Origin of the sequence: Aminobacter niigataensis (genome assembly GCF_014200015.1) — a bacterium.
In the GTDB taxonomy this organism is placed as follows: Bacteria; Pseudomonadota; Alphaproteobacteria; order Rhizobiales; family Rhizobiaceae; genus Aminobacter; species Aminobacter niigataensis.
Map to the genome: position 1 here is coordinate 67,023 of NZ_JACHOT010000004.1, position 18,855 is coordinate 85,877.

Consider the following 18,855-nt stretch of genomic DNA (forward strand, 5'->3'; position numbering starts at 1 on the left):
CGATGTCCATATTCGAACGCTACCTGACCCTGTGGGTCGCACTTTGCATTGTCGTGGGCGTTGCCCTCGGCCATTTCCTGCCCGGCTTGTTCCAGGGGATCGGCGCCGCCGAGATCGCCAAGGTCAACATCCCGGTGGCCGTACTGATCTGGCTGATGATCATCCCGATGCTGCTCAAGATCGATTTCGCGGCATTGCATGAGGTCGGCCGGCACTGGCGCGGCATCGGCGTGACGCTGTTCATCAACTGGGCCGTGAAGCCGTTTTCCATGGCGCTCCTGGGGTGGTTGTTCATCGGCTGGCTGTTTAGGCCGCATCTGCCGGCAGATCAGATCGACTCGTACATTGCGGGCCTGATCATCCTGGCCGCAGCGCCTTGCACGGCCATGGTGTTCGTCTGGTCGAACCTGACGAAGGGCGAGCCGCACTTCACGCTCTCGCAGGTCGCATTGAATGATGCGATCATGGTCGTTGCCTTCGCGCCGATCGTCGGCCTGCTGCTCGGCCTGTCCGCCATCACTGTTCCATGGGACACGCTCGTCCTGTCGGTCGTCCTCTACATCGTCATTCCCGTGCTCATCGCCCAGGTCGTTCGGCGCGGCCTGCTGGCTCGTAGCGGACAGGCAGCGCTCGACGGCCTGCTCAAAGTGGTGCAGCCGATGTCGCTGGTCGCGCTTCTGGCCACGCTGGTGCTGCTGTTCGGCTTCCAGGGCGAGCAGATCATCGCGCAGCCGCTGGTCATTGCGATGCTCGCCGTGCCCATCCTGATCCAGGTCTATTTCAACTCCGGACTTGCCTACCTGCTGAACCGCATTTCCGGCGAACAGCACTGCGTTGCCGGACCGTCGGCACTGATCGGTGCTTCCAATTTCTTCGAACTGGCCGTGGCTGCCGCCATCAGCCTGTTCGGATTCAGCTCGGGCGCAGCGCTCGCAACCGTCGTCGGCGTGCTGGTCGAGGTTCCGGTGATGCTGTCCGTCGTCTGGATCGTGAACCGCTCGAAGGGCTGGTACGAGCGCGGCATCGAGACCAAGACATCAATCGAAACCGGGAGCGCCCGATGACCATCACGATCTATCACAACCCCGCCTGCGGCACGTCGCGCAATACGCTCGCATTGATCCGGGCCAGCGGCGAGGAGCCCGTCGTCATCGAATACCTCAAGGACCCGCCGTCGCGCGATCGGCTGGTCGAGCTTCTCGGCGCGATGAAGATGCCTCCCCGCGACCTGTTGCGGCAAAAGGGAACGCCCTACGGCGAACTCGGGCTGTCGGATCCCAAGTGGACCGATGACCAGATCCTCGACTTCATGCTCGCCCACCCGATTCTCATCAATCGGCCGATCGTTGAAACCCCTCGCGGCACTCGGCTCTGCCGTCCATCCGAAGCGGTGCTCGACCTGCTCGACAACCCGGTTGCGTCCTACACCAAGGAGGACGGCGAAGTGGTGAGCTACGATCGAAAGCTCCTGTGAACATGGACTTGCCCAATCTTCAGCCTGACGCATTCCGCATGCCCGACCCGGAAGCGCTGAACGCAGCCTTCCCGGCCCACAAGCCGCGTATCCTGTTGCTCTACGGCTCGCTTCGCGAGCGGTCCTATAGCCGCTTCCTGACGCTCGAGGCCCAGCGGCTGCTCGATGCGATGGGGGCTGAGACGCGCGTCTATCATCCAAACGGCCTGCCATTGCCGGAAGACGCCTCGGCCGAGCATCCCAAGGTGCAGGAACTGCGCGAAGCGATGCTCTGGTCGGAGGGCCAGGTATGGACCAGCCCCGAGCGGCATGGCGCCATGAGCGCGGTCATGAAGGCGCAGATCGACTGGATCCCGTTGCCGGGCGGGGCCATCCGTCCGACGCAGGGCCGGACCCTGGCTGTCATGCAGGTTTCTGGCGGTTCGCAGTCCTTCAACGCCGTGAACCAGATGCGAATCCTCGGACGCTGGATGCGGATGGTCACCATCCCCAACCAGTCATCGGTCGCCAAGGTGTGGCAGGAGTTCGATGAAAGCGGAAGAATGAAGCCTTCATCCTTCTACGACCGGGTCGTCGATGTCATGGAAGAACTGATGAAGTTCACCTTGCTTACGCGCGGCATCTCCGGACATCTGACCGATCGCTACAGCGAGCGCAAAGAGCATGCCGCCAAGCTTGAAAAGCGCGTGCGACTGAAATCGCTATGACAGCCGAGCGTGCGCCGATCGCAGCAATTGCCGCCCTCGGCATCACGCAAATCATCGGCTACGGAACGCTCTACTACGCCTTCAGTATCCTCGCCGGCGACATGGCGAAAGATCTGGACTGGTCCGCGGAATGGGTCTTCGGGGCGCTGTCGGCCGCCCTGCTGGCCGGCGGCCTCGTGGCTCCGTGGCTGGGGTCATGGATCGACCGCTACGGCGCCGGGCGGCTGATGACGCTCGGCTCCGGACTGGCTGCCGCCGGCCTCGTCGCATGCGCCATGGCACCGACCAAGGCCGCCTTCGTCCTTGCCCTGATCGCCGTCGAGATCGCTGCCAACTTGGTGCAGTACGGCGCGGCCTTCGCGCTGCTCGTCCAGATTTCGCCTCGCACTGCGCAGCGGAGCATCACCTACCTGACCTTGATCGGGGGATTCGCTTCGACGATCTTCTGGCCGCTCACCGACGCACTGCACGCCAGGATGCCATGGCAGCACGTTTACCTGATCTTCGCCGGCCTCAATCTTGTTGTCTGCCTGCCTCTGCATGCCTGGCTGTCGCATGGGCTGGCGCAAAGCCGGCGGAAGGCCTCACAGTTGCCTGCGCCCATCGTCGGCCAACTCGCAGCGTCGGCACGCCCATTGGGCTTCGCCCTGATGGTGACGGCCTTCGCCCTGCAGTCCCTGGTCGGCGCAGCCGTCCTGGTCCACATGGTCCCGCTGCTTTCAGGCTTGGGCGTTGGCGCTTCGGCCGCTGTCATTGGAACGCTGTTCGGCCCGTCCCAGGTGCTGAGCCGCCTGACCAACATGATGTACGGCCGCAACCTGTCGCCGGTGATGCTGGCGTTGATCGCAGCAGCGCTCATGCCATGCGCCGTCGCGGTGCTGGTACTGACCGCCCCGAGCGTCGTCGGAGCCATGGCATTTGCCGTCCTGTTCGGCCTGGGCAACGGGCTGTTCAGTATCGTCTCCGGCACCTTGCCGCTGATGCTGTTCGGAAGCGAAGGCTATGGCCGGCTCCAGGGACGCGTCACGTCAGCACGCCTGATCGTCTCGGCGCTGGCACCGTTTGCGCTCGCCTTCGGGATGGCCAACATCGGCATCACCTGGTCGCTGGCGCTCGTGGTCGGATTGGGCGGAAGTGCCGCCCTCACGCTTCTGGCGGTCAACCGCCTGGCTCGACACGGCACCTGAAGCCCGTGCGGACGCGCCAGGGTCGGCGAACTGAAGTTCGCCGATTCCGCTCAAGGCCCGGCCAAGCCAGGAGCCGATCTTTCAGAAATAGCAGATTTGACGAAGGTGATTTGGTGGAGCCAAGCGGGAACAAGCCGCAAGCTAAAATATGTAGCAAAAACAATAATATACGAGGGATTTCACGACACCGGCGTACCACCTTTGTGTACCAATCGCAGCGGCCTCGGAGCCGTTACAGCGCACTCTGGAACCTCTTAGTTCGCCGCTTCTGGCTAGCCGCCTCAGTTCGCCGCTCCACCTTCCCTTTTACATAGAAGATCGTCGACCTCGCCATTTTCAAATCGAGCCGGTGACGTTACCTCTGCGTGTGAGGCTGAGGGGATAACGATGGAGCGTATACCGCATTCGCTGACCGTTGAGGCACGGAGCGCACGACAAGACAGGGTGCTCGCCTCCTTTCGCAACTGGACCTTCACCGGCACCGTGGATGAGTTCAGCGCGTTTGGACATCACCTATCGCGAGCATACGAAGAGGCCGGGAGCAGTCGGTGCCTGTTCAACAAGCGCAGTGGCATGTTGCCGTATGCGCCAAGGTGGCGCGTATTGGGAGGCAAGCAGGAGCGGGATCGTATCCGGCCGGGAACGCCCCTCTTCAGCGGCTCCCTTCGAGGCTATCTCGTATCGCGCGATCCTTCAGGACACTGCCGCTGGAAACTTGAGGCCGACCTCGCATTGAACCCAACGCGGTGGGTGATGTTTGAACCGAACAGCCTTTCACGATTGCCGAAATCGGGATGGTTCAACGTTCCGATCAACATGTTTGCGGCGGCCTCAGCCGGTCCACACGAGCCTTCGCTGACAGGTGGCGGAAACGTGATTGCTGGTTCGCAGAGGCGGCAGGCTATGGCCCACCCTGCAAACTGGCGCATCCAATTGGAACGCTACGTCTATGGCACGCTCAACTATCTCAGTCACCGCTTACACGTGGCCGCAGAGCACGTCGGAGCAACCTTGCGACGTGAGCGCGATGATCTGACCATCAAGACCGTCGAGACATACTGGGAGATCGGTGCAACAGATGCACTGCAGTTTGTCCGGAGGCTCGAGCTGCCGCTTCGCGCGCAGGCTTCCAAGTCACATGTCCGGTGGTGGCCGACCGATCCTCGCAGCCCTACTGTAGATCGCACAACGGCGATTGGAACCGACGAAAACTCGCCTGTCGTGCGCATTCAGTTGGCGAAGGGGACATCGCTTCGAGTTTACGCGAAACTGGGCGACCGGGTGCGGCTAGAGGTCATTCACAATGCCCGTGATGCGGAATGCTTCGAACGAACCAAGGGCGATGACGTTGCCGCGCTTTTCGGCTGGTTCGATCTTGCCGCAATCGATGCAAGCGCACGCGTGAACCGTGTCTTTCGATCCCTTGAGGAATACCTGCGGCCATCCCGATACGACCACCCTCCCCATCAAGTGGCAATCGACATTCTACGGGCTCTTCGGAACACCACATCCGGGGAGGACGCACTGCATATTCTCGTTCGAGATGGCCGTCTCGTGAGATCACCGCAAAGCTCATTCGGAGCAGTCATTGATCGGCTAGTAAACCAAGGCATCCTTCAGCATGTCGAGCAGACCGGAAGCGATCACCTCTACATCCCCACCGCCCGCTACCGGTACGGGCTCGAACATCTTCGAAATGGCGCAGCGCTGAGTTCCACGAACGTAGAGGTGGGGTGAGGTCTTGCTTTCGGAGCCGCCGTCGCGCGGCAGGTTGAGCCGCTGTGACGAGCTTCTCACCGTCAGGCCGGAGCGGAGCGGAGGACGGCGTTAGCCGTTGAGAAGGGAGACAGAGCGGCTACACCGGACGAGTGACGGCGGCTCCGAAAGCAAGGGCTTGCTTTTGGTGAGCTAGAGGTCAAAGTCTGACGCTTGGTACCGGAGTTTCAGGGTAGGGAGCGACCGTCGCCGACAAGCAACGCGCTCGTCTGATTTTCATGTCCGCCGACTGGGGAAGCGCCTGCTGCATCCCGCTGCTGCTGAGCAGCTTTCGGCTTGTCCACGAGTTTCTCAATCAACTGCCTGAGCTCGGAAGGCGTTGTATGACCGGCGACAACCTCGTGATAGCTGATGCCTGCGCGCCGTAGCGCCTCCTTCTTAACCGCATCGCGCGCTGCAGCGGTGCCCTGATGATGCGCACCGCCCTGATATTCGACTGCATGCCGAGGCTGGCAGTTCTCGTCCACGAGCAGTAAATCGACGCGTTTCGAGTTGATGCAGCGGTAGGCGTCCACGTCCTTGCAACGTAGAATTTCACCCAACGACACCTGCGCCATCACCTGCCACCCCGGATTACAGCTGATCACGAAGCGGTCGAGTTCCTTAAAGACGCGCGCTTCGCTCTTGTTGAGGAGCGGTTGAACCGTGAAGTCAGCAGCCATAACAATCCGCAATTGATCAACAGCATCAGGTTGCTTAGGCGCGACCGGATCAGGCTTCGGTGCCCACGGTACAGTATCAATGTTGCCCCCGCTGCGCTTCTGCTCCCAGCGCCACCGGTTCTTTTCCCGCCAAGCTTGCCGTCGCATTCTTGACAGGAAACGCTCGACGGTCATGCCAGCAAAGCCGCCGACCAGAAGAACGGCGAGCAGCAGATAAGGTTTCTCGACTAGTGCGACAATCTCGGGCGGCATGCAGGCAATCTACCTTTGCCGTGTAGAGGAACCATTAACGGGAGGGTTCCACTTTGCAAATGACAAGTCAAAAAGGGAACGCGTCGGTCCGAAACGCAGACGATCCTTTGTTGAACGCCACGACTGGGCGAGGACTTCCAGTCCCCGACCAAAGCCATTTCAGGTCGATGAAACAGTGTCAGGAATTTCCGCTTTGGGTCGGAACAGGTATTTCGCACCGGTACCAAGCGTTAGATTTTCACCACTAGAGCGACGATCTGTCATTTTCTTCCCTATGAGGTCTCCTGCAACGTGTTGCAACTCATATGCGCTGCTTAATCACCTTGATTATGCTGCCTAATTGTGGCCGACGCACCTCCCTGAAGCCTTCTCCGGGCCCGAGAATAATTACGTTGGGCGCTTCGAAGCCTATACACGTGTCATAGGGCTTCACGTCGTTGTTTAGGGTCAGGAGCCCGCAGTATAATTTCCTGCCGTCCTTCGCATAGCGGTCGGCGATGAAGCGCCGCCCCGCAGCGAATGTGTAGACATTGAAGGCGTGATCCTGAATTTGGGTCACACGCGTGAACTCAATCGCGTCGTATCCTTCAGAAGTCTGGGGGATTGGCGACACTGTCGGCGCACAAGCTGTCAAAAACCCTGCGAGGACAGATACAAGTAATCCCACTCTCATCGCTTCCGCTCCGGTATCTCGATTTTCACGTGGCGCATGAAATCTGGGACAGGAACGCTTGCGACGTGTTGAACGGTTTCGGGCCGCTCGAACGCCGGGGGCTTGCGCGGCGGCCCGGACAGTTGCCGCGTCGGAGGAATGTCTTGTACCGGCTGCTCTGGTCGGCCCTTGAAACCGAGGCGTATGATTTCGGCGTAGCTCTTAGCATCGCACTGGATCAGCGCCCGCTTGCCGTTGACCAGTTCCAAAGCCACCACCTTCAGATGGCGGTTTCCGCCGCCAAGGACGCCCGCCAGAAGGCCAAGGGGACCAAGCGCGATCCCACCTAGCGCGCCCCAGCCAACTTTGCCCATGATCGAAGTCTGATTGTGTTCGGTGACTATCTCGATGCTGGTAATTTCCTTTGCCGTGTATTCCACGCCGAACGGCCATCCGATTGCGAGGCGATCAGGACGACCGAATATCGCTGGATTGAATGCGCACCGCGTTCCAGCGTCCCAGTCGCCGGCCAGTATTTTGATGCTCATGCGGGCTTTCCCCTTCGATGCGGTAAACCTGATGCAGCGGGACTTGGATGCCGGACGGCAATGGAACCCGATCAAAAATATCGGCAATCTGGTCGCCGTGCTGGGCGTGTAGCTGGCCGGCAAGGTCAACCGGCACCATAGACAGCCGCGCGAACCATTCCTCGCCTGTGACGGCGTATTGATCGACAATGCGCCTCCATCGGTCGGGGCTTTTGAAACGTTGGTGCAGCGTAAGGTGAATGGATTGGTTCAGTGCGTAGGGATGCCAGTCGTAGTAGTCCTCGCTGTGATACTGGACCCGGTCCGTGCGACCGGAGATGCAGCAGACTGCTGCTTTCGGCATCTGACCTATGTCAATCAGGAACGAAACCAGTTGCCAGCCTCGCACGCGCTCAACGTGCGCAAAGCCGTTGTAGACTGGCAGAACACCCCACGACCATTTCCGAAGACGTGTCATTCGGCTTCGGCTCCGACGACGATTGCGGGAGGCGGTGCAACGGTTGCAAGATCAGCAAGCACGCTTGCGACCTGATCGGCTGCTTCACGAACGATTTCCGGCCGCTCCAGACCCGGCGAGAGGAAGATCGGCAAGATGATACGCCGATCCTTCTCGATGATTGCCGGCGTGTGGCCGGAAAGCGCCACGCCGCGCCGAAGTGCGTCCAGCACGTGGGGAGGCGAAAAGTTGTCGAACCGCATCCAGAGTGGCGAGAGCTTATGCGTAGCCCATGCAACGCAATCGAATGTGAGGAAGAAGACGATGTCTCGGGAACGGAGATAGCGCCCATAGTAGCCGAGGCCCCCAGCGGCGGTCAGGCGCTTTGTATCGCAGAGACCGTCACCAATCAGGGCATCCCCCACATCATAGGCAATCTGACCTAGCTGCATGTAGCGCTGCGGAATATCAGCGGCTGTCAGTTCCTCGCTGCGGAAGGGGATGAACGCTTCCGTGTCCATGCGCTCGCACAGACCAACTAGCTGGCGAACATCATCAAGCCGCTCGGTCTCTCTCGCCGTCTCCATCTCGCGTAAGATGGCGGCAAGCACCGCTCGCCAACTCGTCAGAACAAACGAATGGCCGGGCCCAAAAGGCGCGTGCCAAAGCTCCGCCTGTGTCTCGCGACGCGGGCCGACATCATAGCCACCACCCCTTAGACGCTTGCTGAGTTCGGACCACAAAGCGGTCATGCGCGCGGACGGCACAACGAAGATCAGCGCGCCCGGCTCATCTCGCGACAGCCGCGCCGAATAAGTCAGCGGCTGATTGGATGTTAAGCCTGCCCAGAATTTACACTCGACAACGCAGTGCCGTTTGAGGTCAGGACCGTAGCCCTCAATATCCGGCCTTGCGAGGTCATCAGCGGCCGCCTGCGTGGCGAAGGCGAGTTCGGCGGGCATTGCCACCCCTCCGGTCCCGGCAAGCGCCCTGAAGGCAGCACGGGCGGCAGGCGAGCGCGCCAAAATGAAGCCCAACGCCTCAATGGCAATGTTTTCTGGCGACGGAGCAAAGCGGGTCGCAAGGTGAGCGAACAGAGTTTCCAAATCCCCCCCGATGGGCCGTAGCTCGCAGTGCGTCCCTACGATTGGCCCCTTGATCTTGGCGATCGGGGAGTTCGAAACCGTACGAGACGGCCCTATGGCCTTTAGTTCGGAGAACCTGTTGTATACGCCACAGGCTCCCCGACCATAAGGTCAAGGAGTTTGGTGTCGTATCGGCCGACACCAACCGCTCGTAGAGGTTTCGACGCCCCAGTGCTGCACGTACAACGCCAACGCGTTTCTTGCGCACGCTGCCCAGCCTGTCAAACCTGTAAATGCACACGAGCGTCGACTGCTGACAGCGTTTGTTCATCGTGCCGGACGAGGACGCTGCAACAGTTGCAATTTTTGCAAAGAAAGTGATTGTGATCGCAGGGCATACACAAATCCACGGGGGCGGGATGGGTCGGCCAAACTTTGGCTTTCTAATGATAAACGATACAAAGCCGGTGATGCTTGGCAACGGTATTTCGCAAGGCCCCATCAACCGCCATCGTCAATCTGCGCCAATTCGCTGAAATGATGGCCAAGCCGATCGCCGTGCCGCTTGCCACGACGAGCGCGAGGCCTTCGCAAAGCCGCTACGGCGGCTGGTCTACGAACGCATGATCCCGATGGAAAAAGAGGAACTGATCGAACGGAGGGCATCGCTGCCGCCACTATCGGCCACCTCAAGGCCGCGCCTAAGTACGATCAACGAGACCACATCCCTCCGAGAGGCCGCTGAATGAACATAGAGAACGGCACGTTTGGCCGCACGATCAAACTGTTCCTCGTGGACGGATCACCAAACGGATTAATGATTGCCACGCTTCACGGGTGGACGGGTTCGTTGGCTGTTTGCCGTCAGTCCACGTTCGACAAACTCCTGAAACGCCCCGAGTTGGACCGAACGGGTGTGTACATTCTTTATGGTCCAGACCCTGACAATCCGCTGAAGATGCGCGCGTACATTGGGGAAGCCGATAGGGTTAAAGACCGGATTGCGACCAGCGCCGGCAATCACGCCTTTTGGGAAAGCGCTGTTGCAATCACGACATCGGATGATGCGCTAACGAAGGGCGATATCCGATATCTGGAAGCACGCCTTATAGAGCTTACCTATGAAGCAGGCCGCGTGACACTGGCAAATAGCCAGCATCCAGACGCTGAGCGACGGCGTCTCCCGGAACCCGACAAGGCTAACATGGAGGCGTTTCTGGCGACCTTAAAGACGGTGTTGCCGGTTGTTGGGTTGGATTTGTTGAAACCGCAACCGAAATTGACCTTCGAGACAGGTCAAACCGTATCCCCTCCATCACCCACACAGTGGGGCTCTTCCACACCTGAACAGAAATTCGAAATCCGACACAAGTCCGGTGTCAAGGCTACGGCGATAGAGGTTGGGGGAGAGTTTGTGGTTCTCCAAGGCTCCGAGGCGCTAAAGGATACAGGGTTCGTTCAGCTAAGTTATGGGGAATTGAAAGCCGATTTGTTGGCGCAAGGCGTTCTCATCGTATCACCGTCGACTGACCGCTATGTTTTTGCATCCTCCTTTGCGTTCAAAAGTCCGTCGGCAGCAGCCGCCGTTGTTTTGGATCGTAATGCCAATGGACGTACCGAATGGAAAGTCGAAGGGCAGAAGCTAACCTACCACGAATGGCAAGCGATCAAGTCCGAGCTGCCTGAAGCGGCCGAATGACTGCGGTGCCACCTAGCACTGCGTGGCGTACGTTATTGGGCGCAAGAAGTCAGTAGCCGATAGACCGAGGCTCTACCTATCCCTAGCTGCCGAGCGATTTCGCTCGGCCCCACGCCAGCCGCCTTAAGGTCTAGCACAGATTGCTGTTTAGCACGGGCCGTGGCCTTCCGTCCCTTGTACTTGCCGGCCGCCTTTGCCAACGCAATCCCCTCGCGTTGACGCTGAAGCATCACTTCGCGTTCGAACTGCGCCATGGCGGCAAAGACGGTGAGAAGCATCCGGCCAGAAGGTGAGCGAGTATCAACCTCGCCGCCACCAAAATCCAGAATACGAAGCCCCACGCCCTTCCGATCCAGCTCTTCGACAATGGCAAGCAGATGCGAGGTGGAACGAGCAAGCCGGTCAAGCCGGGTGCAGACCAGAACATCGCCCTCGCGAACAAAATCAAGCGCGGCTTTCAACTGCTCACGTTCGCCGACCGAGGAGACCTGTTCGACAAAAAGCTTGGTGCAACCTGTTGCACCACCGAGATCGCGCTTTTGCGCCTCAAGGCCTGCGGCCTGTTCTGCTGTCGATGTTCTGGCGTATCCGACGAGCATTCCATCCCCCTGTCTCACAAACAACTCAGAGACCATGAGGCAGATGTATCAAAACGCAACCGATAACTCTATTGAGACACAACCTAAATGCATCGGCTCTGTCTCGCTGGGGCAAGGGTTATTGAGAACAATTTCGGCTCGACACAACCCTGACGCGTCGGCTACCACCACAGTATAGCATTCGTGTCCGAGCACGCGATTATGAGGGAGAGCGAGTGAACATTCGGCGAGTTGAAGTTGTCGGCCTCCTTGGGAGGGAAGGCCAAATCACGGCTAGTATGCAGAATGATTTGAATATTCTGACTGGACGCAATGGGGCAGGCAAGACAAGCCTATTGAAACTTGTCTGGTACATAATAAGCGGAAACATACTTCAGGCTTTGCGCGAGGTACCGTTCCAGAGGGTGACGGTCAATACCAGCAATTACGAATGCACTGTTCACAAATTAAGCGGATCAACATGCAAGATAGAGCTGATAATCGATGGAGAGAGACAAGTATTTGAAGACGCCTTTGATAGTGATGGAGACCCATTCATAAATGCAGAAGATCAAGCAAATCCTATTCTAATATCACAAGGCAGTTCTGTTTTTTTTCCGACGTTCCGGCGCCTAGAGGGAGGATTTACTCTAACCGGACCATCTAGACAGGGCGGCATGGAACGGCCACGCTTGCGGAATGACATCGAAGAAGCCCTAATTACACTCTCGCGCCGCATGTCAAACGAGCCGCATACGTTCGTCTCATCGATATCGACCGTTGATATTGTCGGCCTCCTATTGAGGCAATACGCTGACTTGTCCGAGGTCTATAATCGAATTCAGCAGGTGACTTCGCAAGAAATAATACAGCGAATCAAAGCCTATAAATCGGACACTCAGGAAGTCAGGGCGAAACCCGACGACGGAGAGGACATCGAAAGCGCGAACAGCGTTATCGACGATATCCGAAGCAAAGTTGAAGCAATGGAAACAAGGCGCGGAGAAATCATGACGCCCATTGAGGGCGTGCGCTCACTCGTGGAAAAATTGTTTCGTCATACAGGCATCAAAATCGGAACTCGCCTAAGCTTCGGAGATGCCGCCAAGGCAGTTTCGTCAGACGCGCTCTCCGCCGGCGAGAAGCAGATGCTGAGCTTTATATGCTATAATGCATTCTACAAAGACAGCGTAATATTTATAGATGAGCCGGAACTAAGCCTGCACGTCGATTGGCAAAGACACCTCTTTCCAATACTGCTGGCACAGCAATCTTCAAATCAATTTATTATCGCAACTCATTCCCCTTTTATTTATAGCAAATACCCCGATAAAGAAGTTTCCATTGATACAGACCGAGGTGACACACAGTCATGACGGCAGAATTGGGGCGGGGAAAGGTTGAAATTACTGTAGACGAGGCCATCGCGACTTTAAAGAGATCGTCATGGCCAACTACTATTATCGAAGGAAAGGATGACACCATAGTTTTTCGACGTCTCGAAGATATATTCGTCAACGAGATGATATCCATTTTACCTGTCGGCGGAAGAGATAAAGTATTAGCAATATTTGAGCGTCGTTCAGAGATAAATCGCCCTGAAGGAATTGCATTCGTTACCGACAAAGATAGCTGGTGCGTTTCGGGAGTGCCAACAGACTATCAAAGTGATTGCTTGTTGCTGACTAACGGATACTCCATTGAAAATGACGTCATTTGTGACGGTGATTTGTTGGGCCTGATGACTGCCGCTGAACGTAGCGAGTTTGAGCGCGAATTGCAGGAGTTCCTGCGGTGGTATGCACTCGCATTCAGCCGATTTTTGAAGGGTAACGGAGAGGTCATCAAAACCCACCCAAATGAGGTTCTAGATCCGGCAGGCGTGAAAGTCGACCTTTTGGCCGACGAGGTATATCCTGACGAGCTCTTACAGCTTCTTAGTGAACAACCGATCCAGTTAGTTCGCGGCAAATCAATGTTTGGACTACTTATGCGGCGCCTTTCATATGGAGGCAGAGTAGTTCGTCACAACCACAAGGCCTTGATGGAAACCGTCGCCGCCAAACCCGGACCAATACTCGCTGCGCTGTTCCATAGGGTCGGGCAGATTGTGATCAACTCATCGGCGAATGGGCCAGCTTGAACGCTATCGCGCCGTTTTGAGAAGCCTCGCCGGCCACATGTCGAGGTGAAACCACGTTCCGTTCTGCGTCCCGGCATAACGCCTGAGCGCAGAACGAGCTACGCAGTCAACAATTGATTGCGCAGCGAGTAACCGCACGCGCCAGAATAACGCTTTGATGGCCGCAACCGACTGTATTTGACCTCGGACAGCTCGCGATACTTACCAAAGGCAGGTCAGAACATTTCATTCTGTCGGGGAAATTACCAGCTGCCGATCAGTGGCGCCTTTCCTGCTATTTTCGAGCGCCACGAAAATTACAATTCTACTGCGCGGCTTCCTGATAGAGATGGCGCAGGTCCAGCTCAGAATACCGGATCGCTTCAATGTCTTTGGCCAACGTTCGAGGTCGCAGTCCGCTTCCATAGTCATCTTCGGTTCGTCCAGTTGTCCATCCGCCGAGCGCGCGAACCTTCTCGTCGGAAATGTCCGCCTCGCGTAGTGCGTCTCGATAGTTGTGGCGGTAACTGTGAAAGACCTTCTTTGGATGTATCACGCCTACCTTGTCTAGAAACTGGGCATAGAACTTCGAAAAGGGGTCCGAGCGATAGCCGGTACTACCGAGCGGCAATTCCGGAAACAGGAGCGCTGTCGGATCGCCTTTTGTCCGCCGCGCTCCAACATATGCCATCAAGCCAATGCGACGGAGTTCCGGGTGAACGGGAACGAAGCGGTGGCCGGCTTCCGTCTTAATCCGCTTGGTTTCGTCATCCTCCCCCCGGATCAGGATGATGTCGGCATCGTCCTCGCGCACAAAATCATCAAGCGTAAGTTGGCAAATCTCATTGAGCCGCATACCTGAGAAAAGCGCGATTAGAGGAACCCAGAAACGGCCTCTGCGGACAATGTTTGGTCCGGGCCTAGAGTAGCCCGCCGCATCGTCTATCGCGCCTGTGTATAGCGGTGCGGTGAAAATGGCTCGCAAGTCGTCAGTCGTGAACGGAAGCCGCTTGTCCTTGTTCCGCACACCATCTCTCGGGAGCAGTAGACCTGATGAGGGATCGGACTTCACCATTCCCTCGTCCACGGCATAGCGGAACAGTGCACCGATCTGGCGGAGGTAGCTATTGGCGGTGTCCGCCGACATCAGAGGAAGCTTGTTCTTTTCGGCCAGTTCCGCTGCCTCGAAAATGGTTGCAGCCGGAAAGTGTTTCGAGGCATTGCTAGGCAGTCGCTTGAGCAGGTCCATGAACTCTCGAATGCGACGCCGGTCAATGTTGGCCAAATCGGTGTCTGGGCCGAAAAACTCTCTTATGACGCGCCACTGCGCATTCCGCTTGAGAACGGATTTTCCCCGCAAGGCCTTGCGACTGGCGTCCTTGCCAAACTCGTCCATCACCTTGGAGAGTGTCCAAATTGAAACCGGTTGCAAAATAGTCTGCTCTGTTAACCGAGCAAAGGCAGGGTCGAGTGCCATACCCGCCAGCGGATATTGCCGCAGAATTACCCGACGCTCATGTTCAAGCCGTGCTCGATGCAACATCCGTTGGAGATTGAGAAACGCGGGTGAGGTTTCATCAAGTTGGATACCCTCCCCAGCCAGCATTCTTTTTGCTTCGGCGTGGAGGCTCGGTCCGAACGCATTCCAATCGGAAATCTGACCCAACTCACACAGTGCGTCATCCAGAGAAAAGGGGTCGGCACTGTCCCCTGCGCCACGGCGCTCGGCGGCTACGAACCACTGAGATCAGCCGCCAAATCTCAATGTCGGATAGTCCCGACGTGCTTGTCGGCTTTAGCTTTCGGCGTAGCGCCGCCCATTCGGCATCGACTTTGACCCGCTCAAGCCGAGCAGGCTGCTGCGCTTCCTTGCGATTGTTCGTGCCCAGCGATTTGACAATTTCCGTCTTCTTTATCTCGGCGCGAAGGTCTTCCGGCACGCGTATTCGGAAGCGGAAAGTGCTGCCTCGGAGTTGGAGGTTTGCAGATCGGCTCGACACGTTCTTCCCGGGCTTGTGTACCACGTTTGTGTACCACATTCCCAGAATATGCGATTGAAATCAAAGGGCTTATCGGAAAATCAACAACCTAGCAGGTTGTTGGTGGAGCCAAGCGGGATCGAACCGCTGACCTCCTGCATGCCATGCAGGCGCTCTCCCAGCTGAGCTATGGCCCCACACCCGGCATAAGCCGGCGCCGTTTCCGGCGAAAGTCGGCGCGAATTTTTCGTCCGCGCCGCATTTGTTGGCGGCTTCTAGCGCCGCATTCGACCATTGGCAAGCCTTGATCGAAACCTTTTTTCGGTTTCCCGAAAAGGCGTGTCAGATCTCGTCGTCGTCGTCGCCGACGCCGATCATGTCGGAGACGTCGTCGTCTTCCTCTTCCTCGTCGGCGAGGAAGGTATCGTCATCGTCGTCGCCCAGGTCGACATCGTCGTCGTCGTCGAGATCCGGCAGATCGTCGCCACCGCCCTTGGCCTCGTCGTCGGCGTCCTCTAGGGACACGACTTCCGCGCCTTCCTCTTCAGGGTCGAGCTCCTTGGCTTCGACTTCCTCTTCCTCTTCCAGGATGGCCGAAGCCTTGCCGTCGTCGAAGTAGGAGCGCGGATAGGCCCTGCCGGTGTACGGCGAAACGATCGGGTCCTTGTTCAGGTCATAGAATTTGCGACCCGTCTCCGGGTCGATACGCTTTGTGCCAAGCTCGGATTTTGCCACGTCAGGCCTCGTTTTCTAGATTTTCGTCCCCTTAGCCGCAGTTGGTGGCGCTGTCAAAGCCAAATCCCCGAGCGGGGGCGATGGGGGATGACCGTTACCGCAATCGATGCTACGACACCGCCGCAATCATTGGGATAAGCCCGTTTTCCTGGGTCATCCCGCACGAGGAACCACCATGTCGCATCAAGCTGTGCCACAGCCGGCCGTCGCCCGGAAGTCAAAATCGCTGTCTGGAACCGCCCGCATCCCGGGCGACAAGTCGATTTCGCACCGCTCCTTCATGTTCGGCGGCCTCGCATCGGGCGAAACCCGCATCACCGGCCTGCTCGAGGGCGAAGACGTGATGCGCACCGGCGACGCCATGAAGGCGATGGGTGCGCATATCGACAGGCGCGGCGCGGAATGGATCATCACCGGTACCGGCAACGGTGCCCTGCTGCAGGCCGAAGCGCCGCTCGACTTCGGCAATGCCGGCACCGGCTCGCGTCTGACCATGGGCCTGGTTGGAACCTATGACATGGAAACCACCTTCATCGGCGACGCCTCGCTGTCGGGCCGGCCGATGGGCCGCGTGCTCGATCCGCTGCGCCAGATGGGCGTGCAGGTCATCGACGCCGCGCCCGGCGACCGCATGCCGCTGACGCTGCGCGGCCCGCGCCAGGCCGCCCCCATCACCTACCGCGTGCCAATGGCCTCGGCGCAGGTGAAGTCGGCGGTGCTGCTCGCCGCCCTCAACACGCCGGGAATCACCACCGTCATCGAGCCGGTGATGACCCGCGACCACACCGAAAAGATGCTGAAGGGCTTCGGCGCCAACATCGAGGTCGAGACCGACGAGCAGGGCGTGCGCCACATCTTCATCGAAGGCCAGGGCAAGTTGACCGGCCAGGTCATCGCCGTGCCGGGCGATCCGTCCTCGGCCGGCTTCCCGCTGGTCGCAGCACTGATCGTGCCAGGCTCCGACATCACCATCGAAAACGTGCTGATGAACCCGACGCGTACCGGCCTGATCACCACGCTGATCGAAATGGGCGGCAAGATCGACATCCTCAACCCGCGCAATGCCGGCGGCGAGGATGTGGCCGACCTGCGCGTGCGCGGCTCCGAACTCAAGGGCGTCAAGGTTCCGGCCGAGCGCGCGCCGTCGATGATCGACGAGTATCCGGTGCTGGCGGTCGCGGCCTGCTTTGCCGAGGGCGAAACCCTGATGCAGGGCCTGGAAGAGCTCCGCGTCAAGGAATCCGACAGGCTGGCCGCCGTTGCCCGCGGCCTCGAAGCCAATGGCGCCGACTGCACCGAAGGCGAGACCACGCTTTCCGTCCGTGGCGTTCCCGGCGGCAAGGGCCTCGGCGGCGGCACAGTCAAGACCCATCTCGACCACCGCATCGCCATGAGCTTCCTGGTCATGGGCCTTGCTTCCGAAAAGCCCGTCACCGTCGACGACCAGGCGATGATCGCGACCAGCTTCCCGGAATTCATGGGACTGATGGCAGATCTGGGAGCCGAGATCGACCAGACCGCCGCTTGACGCCGGCAACGTAACCGAGGAGCGAGCTTATGACCAGCAAAGTAGCGATGATCGTCGGCGGCGGCAGCGGCATGGGTGCTGCGGCGGCGCGCAAAATGGCAGCCGACGGCTATGCCGTCGCCGTCCTGTCCTCGTCGGGCAAGGGCGAGGCACTGGCCAAGGAGCTCGGCGGGCTCGGCTTCACCGGGTCCAACCAGTCGAACGACGACCTCAAGCGCTTCGTCGACCTGACCATGGCCAAATGGGGCCGCATCGATGCGTTGGTCAACGGCGCGGGACATGGGCCACGCGCGCCGCTGATCGAGATCACCGACGAGCAGTGGCACACCGGCTTCGACGTCTATTTCATGAATGTCGTGCGCGCGGTGCGGTTTGTCGCGCCGATCATGGTTGAACAGAAGGGCGGCGCCATCGTCAACATCTCGACCGCCTGGGTGGGCGAACCGGCGGCGATGTTCCCGACTTCGGCGGTCGCGCGCGCGGGTCTTGCCGCCTACACCAAACTCTTCGCCGATCAGTACGCCCCGCACAATGTCCGCATGAACAACGTGCTGCCGGGCTGGATCGACAGCCTGCCGCAGACCGACGAGCGCCGCGACGGCGTGCCGATGCAGCGCTACGGCACGTCCGAAGAGATCGCCGCGACGATCGCCTTCCTGGCCTCGGAGGGTGCCGCCTACATCACGGGCCAGAACCTGCGGGTCGACGGCGGTTTGATGCGCAGCATCTGACGAGGGACCCGCGTGAACGATGCCTAACTCCATCACCATCGCCATCGACGGCCCCGCAGGCGCGGGCAAGGGCACGCTCGCGCGGCGCCTGGCAGATTACTACCACCTCGCCTTGCTCGACACCGGGCTGACCTACCGTGCCGTCGCGCACATGCTGATCGAGAAGGGCTGGCCGCTCGACGATGTCGCGCACGCCATCGAGGCGGCGAAGCTTGTCGATCTCGGCCATCTCGACCGCAAGGTGCTGTCGGCACATGCCGTCGGCGAAGCCGCGTCCAAGGTGGCGGTCATTCCCGAGGTGCGTAAGATCCTGGTCGAGAAGCAGCGCCAGTTCGCGCGCATACCGCAAGGGGCGGTGCTCGACGGCCGCGACATCGGCACCGTCGTCTGCCCCGACGCCGACGTGAAGCTCTACGTTACGGCCAGCGCGGAGGTGCGGGCCCAGCGGCGCCTGTCCGAGATCGAAGCCAATGGCGGCAGCGCCGATTTCGCCGGCATTTTGGCCGATATCGTGCGCCGCGACGAGCGCGACACCGGCCGGGCCGACTCCCCGCTCAGGCCCGCCGACGACGCGCACTTGCTCGATACGTCAGAAATGGATATAGAAGCCGCGTTTTCCGCAGCCAGGGATATCGTCGATCGAGTCCTCGGAAGTTGAAGGCACGGCTGAAGCCTCAGGGTTTCGCCACTTAACCGACCTGTCC

General features: G+C 59.1%; 19 protein-coding genes and 1 tRNA gene. 11 read left to right on the forward strand and 9 right to left on the reverse strand.

Features of this window, described 5'->3' with window-relative positions:
- Positions 1-2 precede the first annotated feature (2 nt).
- The 5 genes from arsB to GGQ99_RS15525 all read left to right on the forward strand — a co-directional run bounded on the left by arsB (position 3) and on the right by GGQ99_RS15525 (position 5,105).
- Positions 3-1,064, forward strand: a complete 1,062-nt coding sequence (gene arsB / locus GGQ99_RS15505) for an ACR3 family arsenite efflux transporter (RefSeq protein ID WP_183263240.1) — start codon at positions 3-5, stop codon at positions 1,062-1,064.
- A complete protein-coding gene (gene arsC, locus GGQ99_RS15510; RefSeq protein WP_183263241.1) occupies positions 1,061-1,474 on the forward strand; it encodes an arsenate reductase (glutaredoxin) in 414 nt (137 codons plus the stop codon). Before arsB ends, arsC begins: the two co-directional genes overlap by 4 nt.
- Before the next feature lie 2 nt (positions 1,475-1,476).
- Complete coding sequence (gene arsH, locus GGQ99_RS15515) at positions 1,477-2,181, forward strand: arsenical resistance protein ArsH (protein ID WP_183263478.1); 705 nt, start codon at positions 1,477-1,479, stop codon at positions 2,179-2,181.
- Complete coding sequence (gene arsK, locus GGQ99_RS15520; RefSeq protein ID WP_183263242.1) at positions 2,178-3,368, forward strand: arsenite efflux MFS transporter ArsK; 1,191 nt, start codon at positions 2,178-2,180, stop codon at positions 3,366-3,368. Before arsH ends, arsK begins: the two co-directional genes overlap by 4 nt.
- Positions 3,369-3,755: 387 nt before the next feature.
- Positions 3,756-5,105: a hypothetical protein gene (locus GGQ99_RS15525; protein ID WP_183263243.1), complete on the forward strand. Its 1,350-nt coding sequence runs from the start codon at positions 3,756-3,758 to the stop codon at positions 5,103-5,105.
- A 206-nt stretch (positions 5,106-5,311) separates the two neighbouring features.
- Here GGQ99_RS15525 and GGQ99_RS15530 read toward each other — a convergent pair whose 3' ends face one another.
- The 4 genes from GGQ99_RS15530 to GGQ99_RS15545 form a co-directional block, all read right to left on the reverse strand.
- Complete coding sequence (locus tag GGQ99_RS15530) at positions 5,312-6,058, reverse strand: DUF2726 domain-containing protein (RefSeq protein ID WP_183263244.1); 747 nt, start codon at positions 6,056-6,058, stop codon at positions 5,312-5,314.
- A 669-nt stretch (positions 6,059-6,727) separates the two neighbouring features.
- Positions 6,728-7,258 (reverse strand): hypothetical protein, encoded by a 531-nt coding sequence (locus tag GGQ99_RS15535; protein ID WP_183263245.1) that lies wholly within the window; start codon positions 7,256-7,258, stop codon positions 6,728-6,730.
- Positions 7,179-7,601, reverse strand: a complete 423-nt coding sequence (locus GGQ99_RS15540) for a hypothetical protein (RefSeq protein ID WP_183263246.1) — start codon at positions 7,599-7,601, stop codon at positions 7,179-7,181. Before GGQ99_RS15540 ends, GGQ99_RS15535 begins: the two co-directional genes overlap by 80 nt.
- Before the next feature lie 110 nt (positions 7,602-7,711).
- A complete protein-coding gene (locus tag GGQ99_RS15545; protein ID WP_183263247.1) occupies positions 7,712-8,800 on the reverse strand; it encodes a hypothetical protein in 1,089 nt (362 codons plus the stop codon).
- A gap of 724 nt (positions 8,801-9,524) precedes the next feature.
- Here GGQ99_RS15545 and GGQ99_RS15555 point away from each other — a divergent pair.
- Positions 9,525-10,478, forward strand: a complete 954-nt coding sequence (locus tag GGQ99_RS15555) for a GIY-YIG nuclease family protein (RefSeq protein ID WP_183263248.1) — start codon at positions 9,525-9,527, stop codon at positions 10,476-10,478.
- 32 nt (positions 10,479-10,510) lie between these two features.
- Here GGQ99_RS15555 and GGQ99_RS15560 read toward each other — a convergent pair whose 3' ends face one another.
- Positions 10,511-11,077, reverse strand: a complete 567-nt coding sequence (locus GGQ99_RS15560; protein WP_183263249.1) for a recombinase family protein — start codon at positions 11,075-11,077, stop codon at positions 10,511-10,513.
- 215 nt (positions 11,078-11,292) lie between these two features.
- Here GGQ99_RS15560 and GGQ99_RS26390 point away from each other — a divergent pair, with 215 nt between their 5' ends.
- Both GGQ99_RS26390 and GGQ99_RS15570 read left to right on the forward strand, forming a co-directional pair.
- The gene (locus GGQ99_RS26390) at positions 11,293-12,432 is read left to right on the forward strand and encodes an AAA family ATPase (protein WP_210307910.1); all 1,140 of its coding nucleotides are present in this window, start codon (positions 11,293-11,295) and stop codon (positions 12,430-12,432) included.
- Positions 12,429-13,199: a DUF4435 domain-containing protein gene (locus tag GGQ99_RS15570; RefSeq protein WP_183263250.1), complete on the forward strand. Its 771-nt coding sequence runs from the start codon at positions 12,429-12,431 to the stop codon at positions 13,197-13,199. Before GGQ99_RS26390 ends, GGQ99_RS15570 begins: the two co-directional genes overlap by 4 nt.
- Positions 13,200-13,503: 304 nt before the next feature.
- Here the strand turns inward: GGQ99_RS15570 and GGQ99_RS15575 are convergent, their stop codons facing one another.
- The 4 genes from GGQ99_RS15575 to GGQ99_RS15585 form a co-directional block, all read right to left on the reverse strand.
- Positions 13,504-14,784 carry a site-specific integrase gene (locus tag GGQ99_RS15575; RefSeq protein ID WP_183263251.1) on the reverse strand — a complete coding sequence of 427 codons (1,281 nt, stop codon included), beginning with the start codon at positions 14,782-14,784 and terminating at the stop codon, positions 13,504-13,506.
- A 73-nt stretch (positions 14,785-14,857) separates the two neighbouring features.
- On the reverse strand, positions 14,858-15,217 hold the full coding sequence (locus GGQ99_RS26435) for a DUF6538 domain-containing protein (protein ID WP_425486827.1): 360 nt from the start codon (positions 15,215-15,217) through the stop codon (positions 14,858-14,860).
- A gap of 61 nt (positions 15,218-15,278) precedes the next feature.
- Positions 15,279-15,354: transfer RNA gene (locus GGQ99_RS15580), tRNA-Ala, on the reverse strand.
- A 145-nt stretch (positions 15,355-15,499) separates the two neighbouring features.
- A complete protein-coding gene (locus GGQ99_RS15585) occupies positions 15,500-15,892 on the reverse strand; it encodes a TIGR02300 family protein (protein WP_108606018.1) in 393 nt (130 codons plus the stop codon).
- A gap of 175 nt (positions 15,893-16,067) precedes the next feature.
- Here GGQ99_RS15585 and aroA point away from each other — a divergent pair, with 175 nt between their 5' ends.
- From aroA to cmk, 3 genes are read left to right on the forward strand one after another with little or no spacing between them, the layout of a single operon-like run.
- Complete coding sequence (gene aroA / locus GGQ99_RS15590; RefSeq protein WP_183263252.1) at positions 16,068-17,420, forward strand: 3-phosphoshikimate 1-carboxyvinyltransferase; 1,353 nt, start codon at positions 16,068-16,070, stop codon at positions 17,418-17,420.
- A gap of 29 nt (positions 17,421-17,449) precedes the next feature.
- Complete coding sequence (locus GGQ99_RS15595) at positions 17,450-18,151, forward strand: SDR family oxidoreductase (RefSeq protein ID WP_183263253.1); 702 nt, start codon at positions 17,450-17,452, stop codon at positions 18,149-18,151.
- A 19-nt stretch (positions 18,152-18,170) separates the two neighbouring features.
- The gene (cmk, locus tag GGQ99_RS15600; protein WP_183263254.1) at positions 18,171-18,809 is read left to right on the forward strand and encodes a (d)CMP kinase; all 639 of its coding nucleotides are present in this window, start codon (positions 18,171-18,173) and stop codon (positions 18,807-18,809) included.
- Positions 18,810-18,855: the final 46 nt, after the last annotated feature.

Bases quoted from the DNA above. Each gene is read 5' to 3' on its own strand.
- arsB (WP_183263240.1), top strand. From the start codon at position 3: ATGTCCATATTCGAACGCTACCTGACCCTGTGGGTCGCACTTTGCATT.
- arsC (WP_183263241.1), top strand. From the start codon at position 1,061: ATGACCATCACGATCTATCACAACCCCGCCTGCGGCACGTCGCGCAAT.
- arsH (WP_183263478.1), top strand. From the start codon at position 1,477: ATGGACTTGCCCAATCTTCAGCCTGACGCATTCCGCATGCCCGACCCG.
- arsK (WP_183263242.1), top strand. From the start codon at position 2,178: ATGACAGCCGAGCGTGCGCCGATCGCAGCAATTGCCGCCCTCGGCATC.
- GGQ99_RS15525 (WP_183263243.1), top strand. From the start codon at position 3,756: ATGGAGCGTATACCGCATTCGCTGACCGTTGAGGCACGGAGCGCACGA.
- GGQ99_RS15530 (WP_183263244.1), bottom strand. From the start codon at position 6,058: ATGCCGCCCGAGATTGTCGCACTAGTCGAGAAACCTTATCTGCTGCTC.
- GGQ99_RS15535 (WP_183263245.1), bottom strand. From the start codon at position 7,258: ATGAGCATCAAAATACTGGCCGGCGACTGGGACGCTGGAACGCGGTGC.
- GGQ99_RS15540 (WP_183263246.1), bottom strand. From the start codon at position 7,601: ATGCCGAAAGCAGCAGTCTGCTGCATCTCCGGTCGCACGGACCGGGTC.
- GGQ99_RS15555 (WP_183263248.1), top strand. From the start codon at position 9,525: ATGAACATAGAGAACGGCACGTTTGGCCGCACGATCAAACTGTTCCTC.
- GGQ99_RS15560 (WP_183263249.1), bottom strand. From the start codon at position 11,077: ATGCTCGTCGGATACGCCAGAACATCGACAGCAGAACAGGCCGCAGGC.
- GGQ99_RS15570 (WP_183263250.1), top strand. From the start codon at position 12,429: ATGACGGCAGAATTGGGGCGGGGAAAGGTTGAAATTACTGTAGACGAG.
- GGQ99_RS15575 (WP_183263251.1), bottom strand. From the start codon at position 14,784: ATGCTGGCTGGGGAGGGTATCCAACTTGATGAAACCTCACCCGCGTTT.
- GGQ99_RS26435 (WP_425486827.1), bottom strand. From the start codon at position 15,217: ATGTGGTACACAAACGTGGTACACAAGCCCGGGAAGAACGTGTCGAGC.
- aroA (WP_183263252.1), top strand. From the start codon at position 16,068: ATGTCGCATCAAGCTGTGCCACAGCCGGCCGTCGCCCGGAAGTCAAAA.
- GGQ99_RS15595 (WP_183263253.1), top strand. From the start codon at position 17,450: ATGACCAGCAAAGTAGCGATGATCGTCGGCGGCGGCAGCGGCATGGGT.
- cmk (WP_183263254.1), top strand. From the start codon at position 18,171: ATGCCTAACTCCATCACCATCGCCATCGACGGCCCCGCAGGCGCGGGC.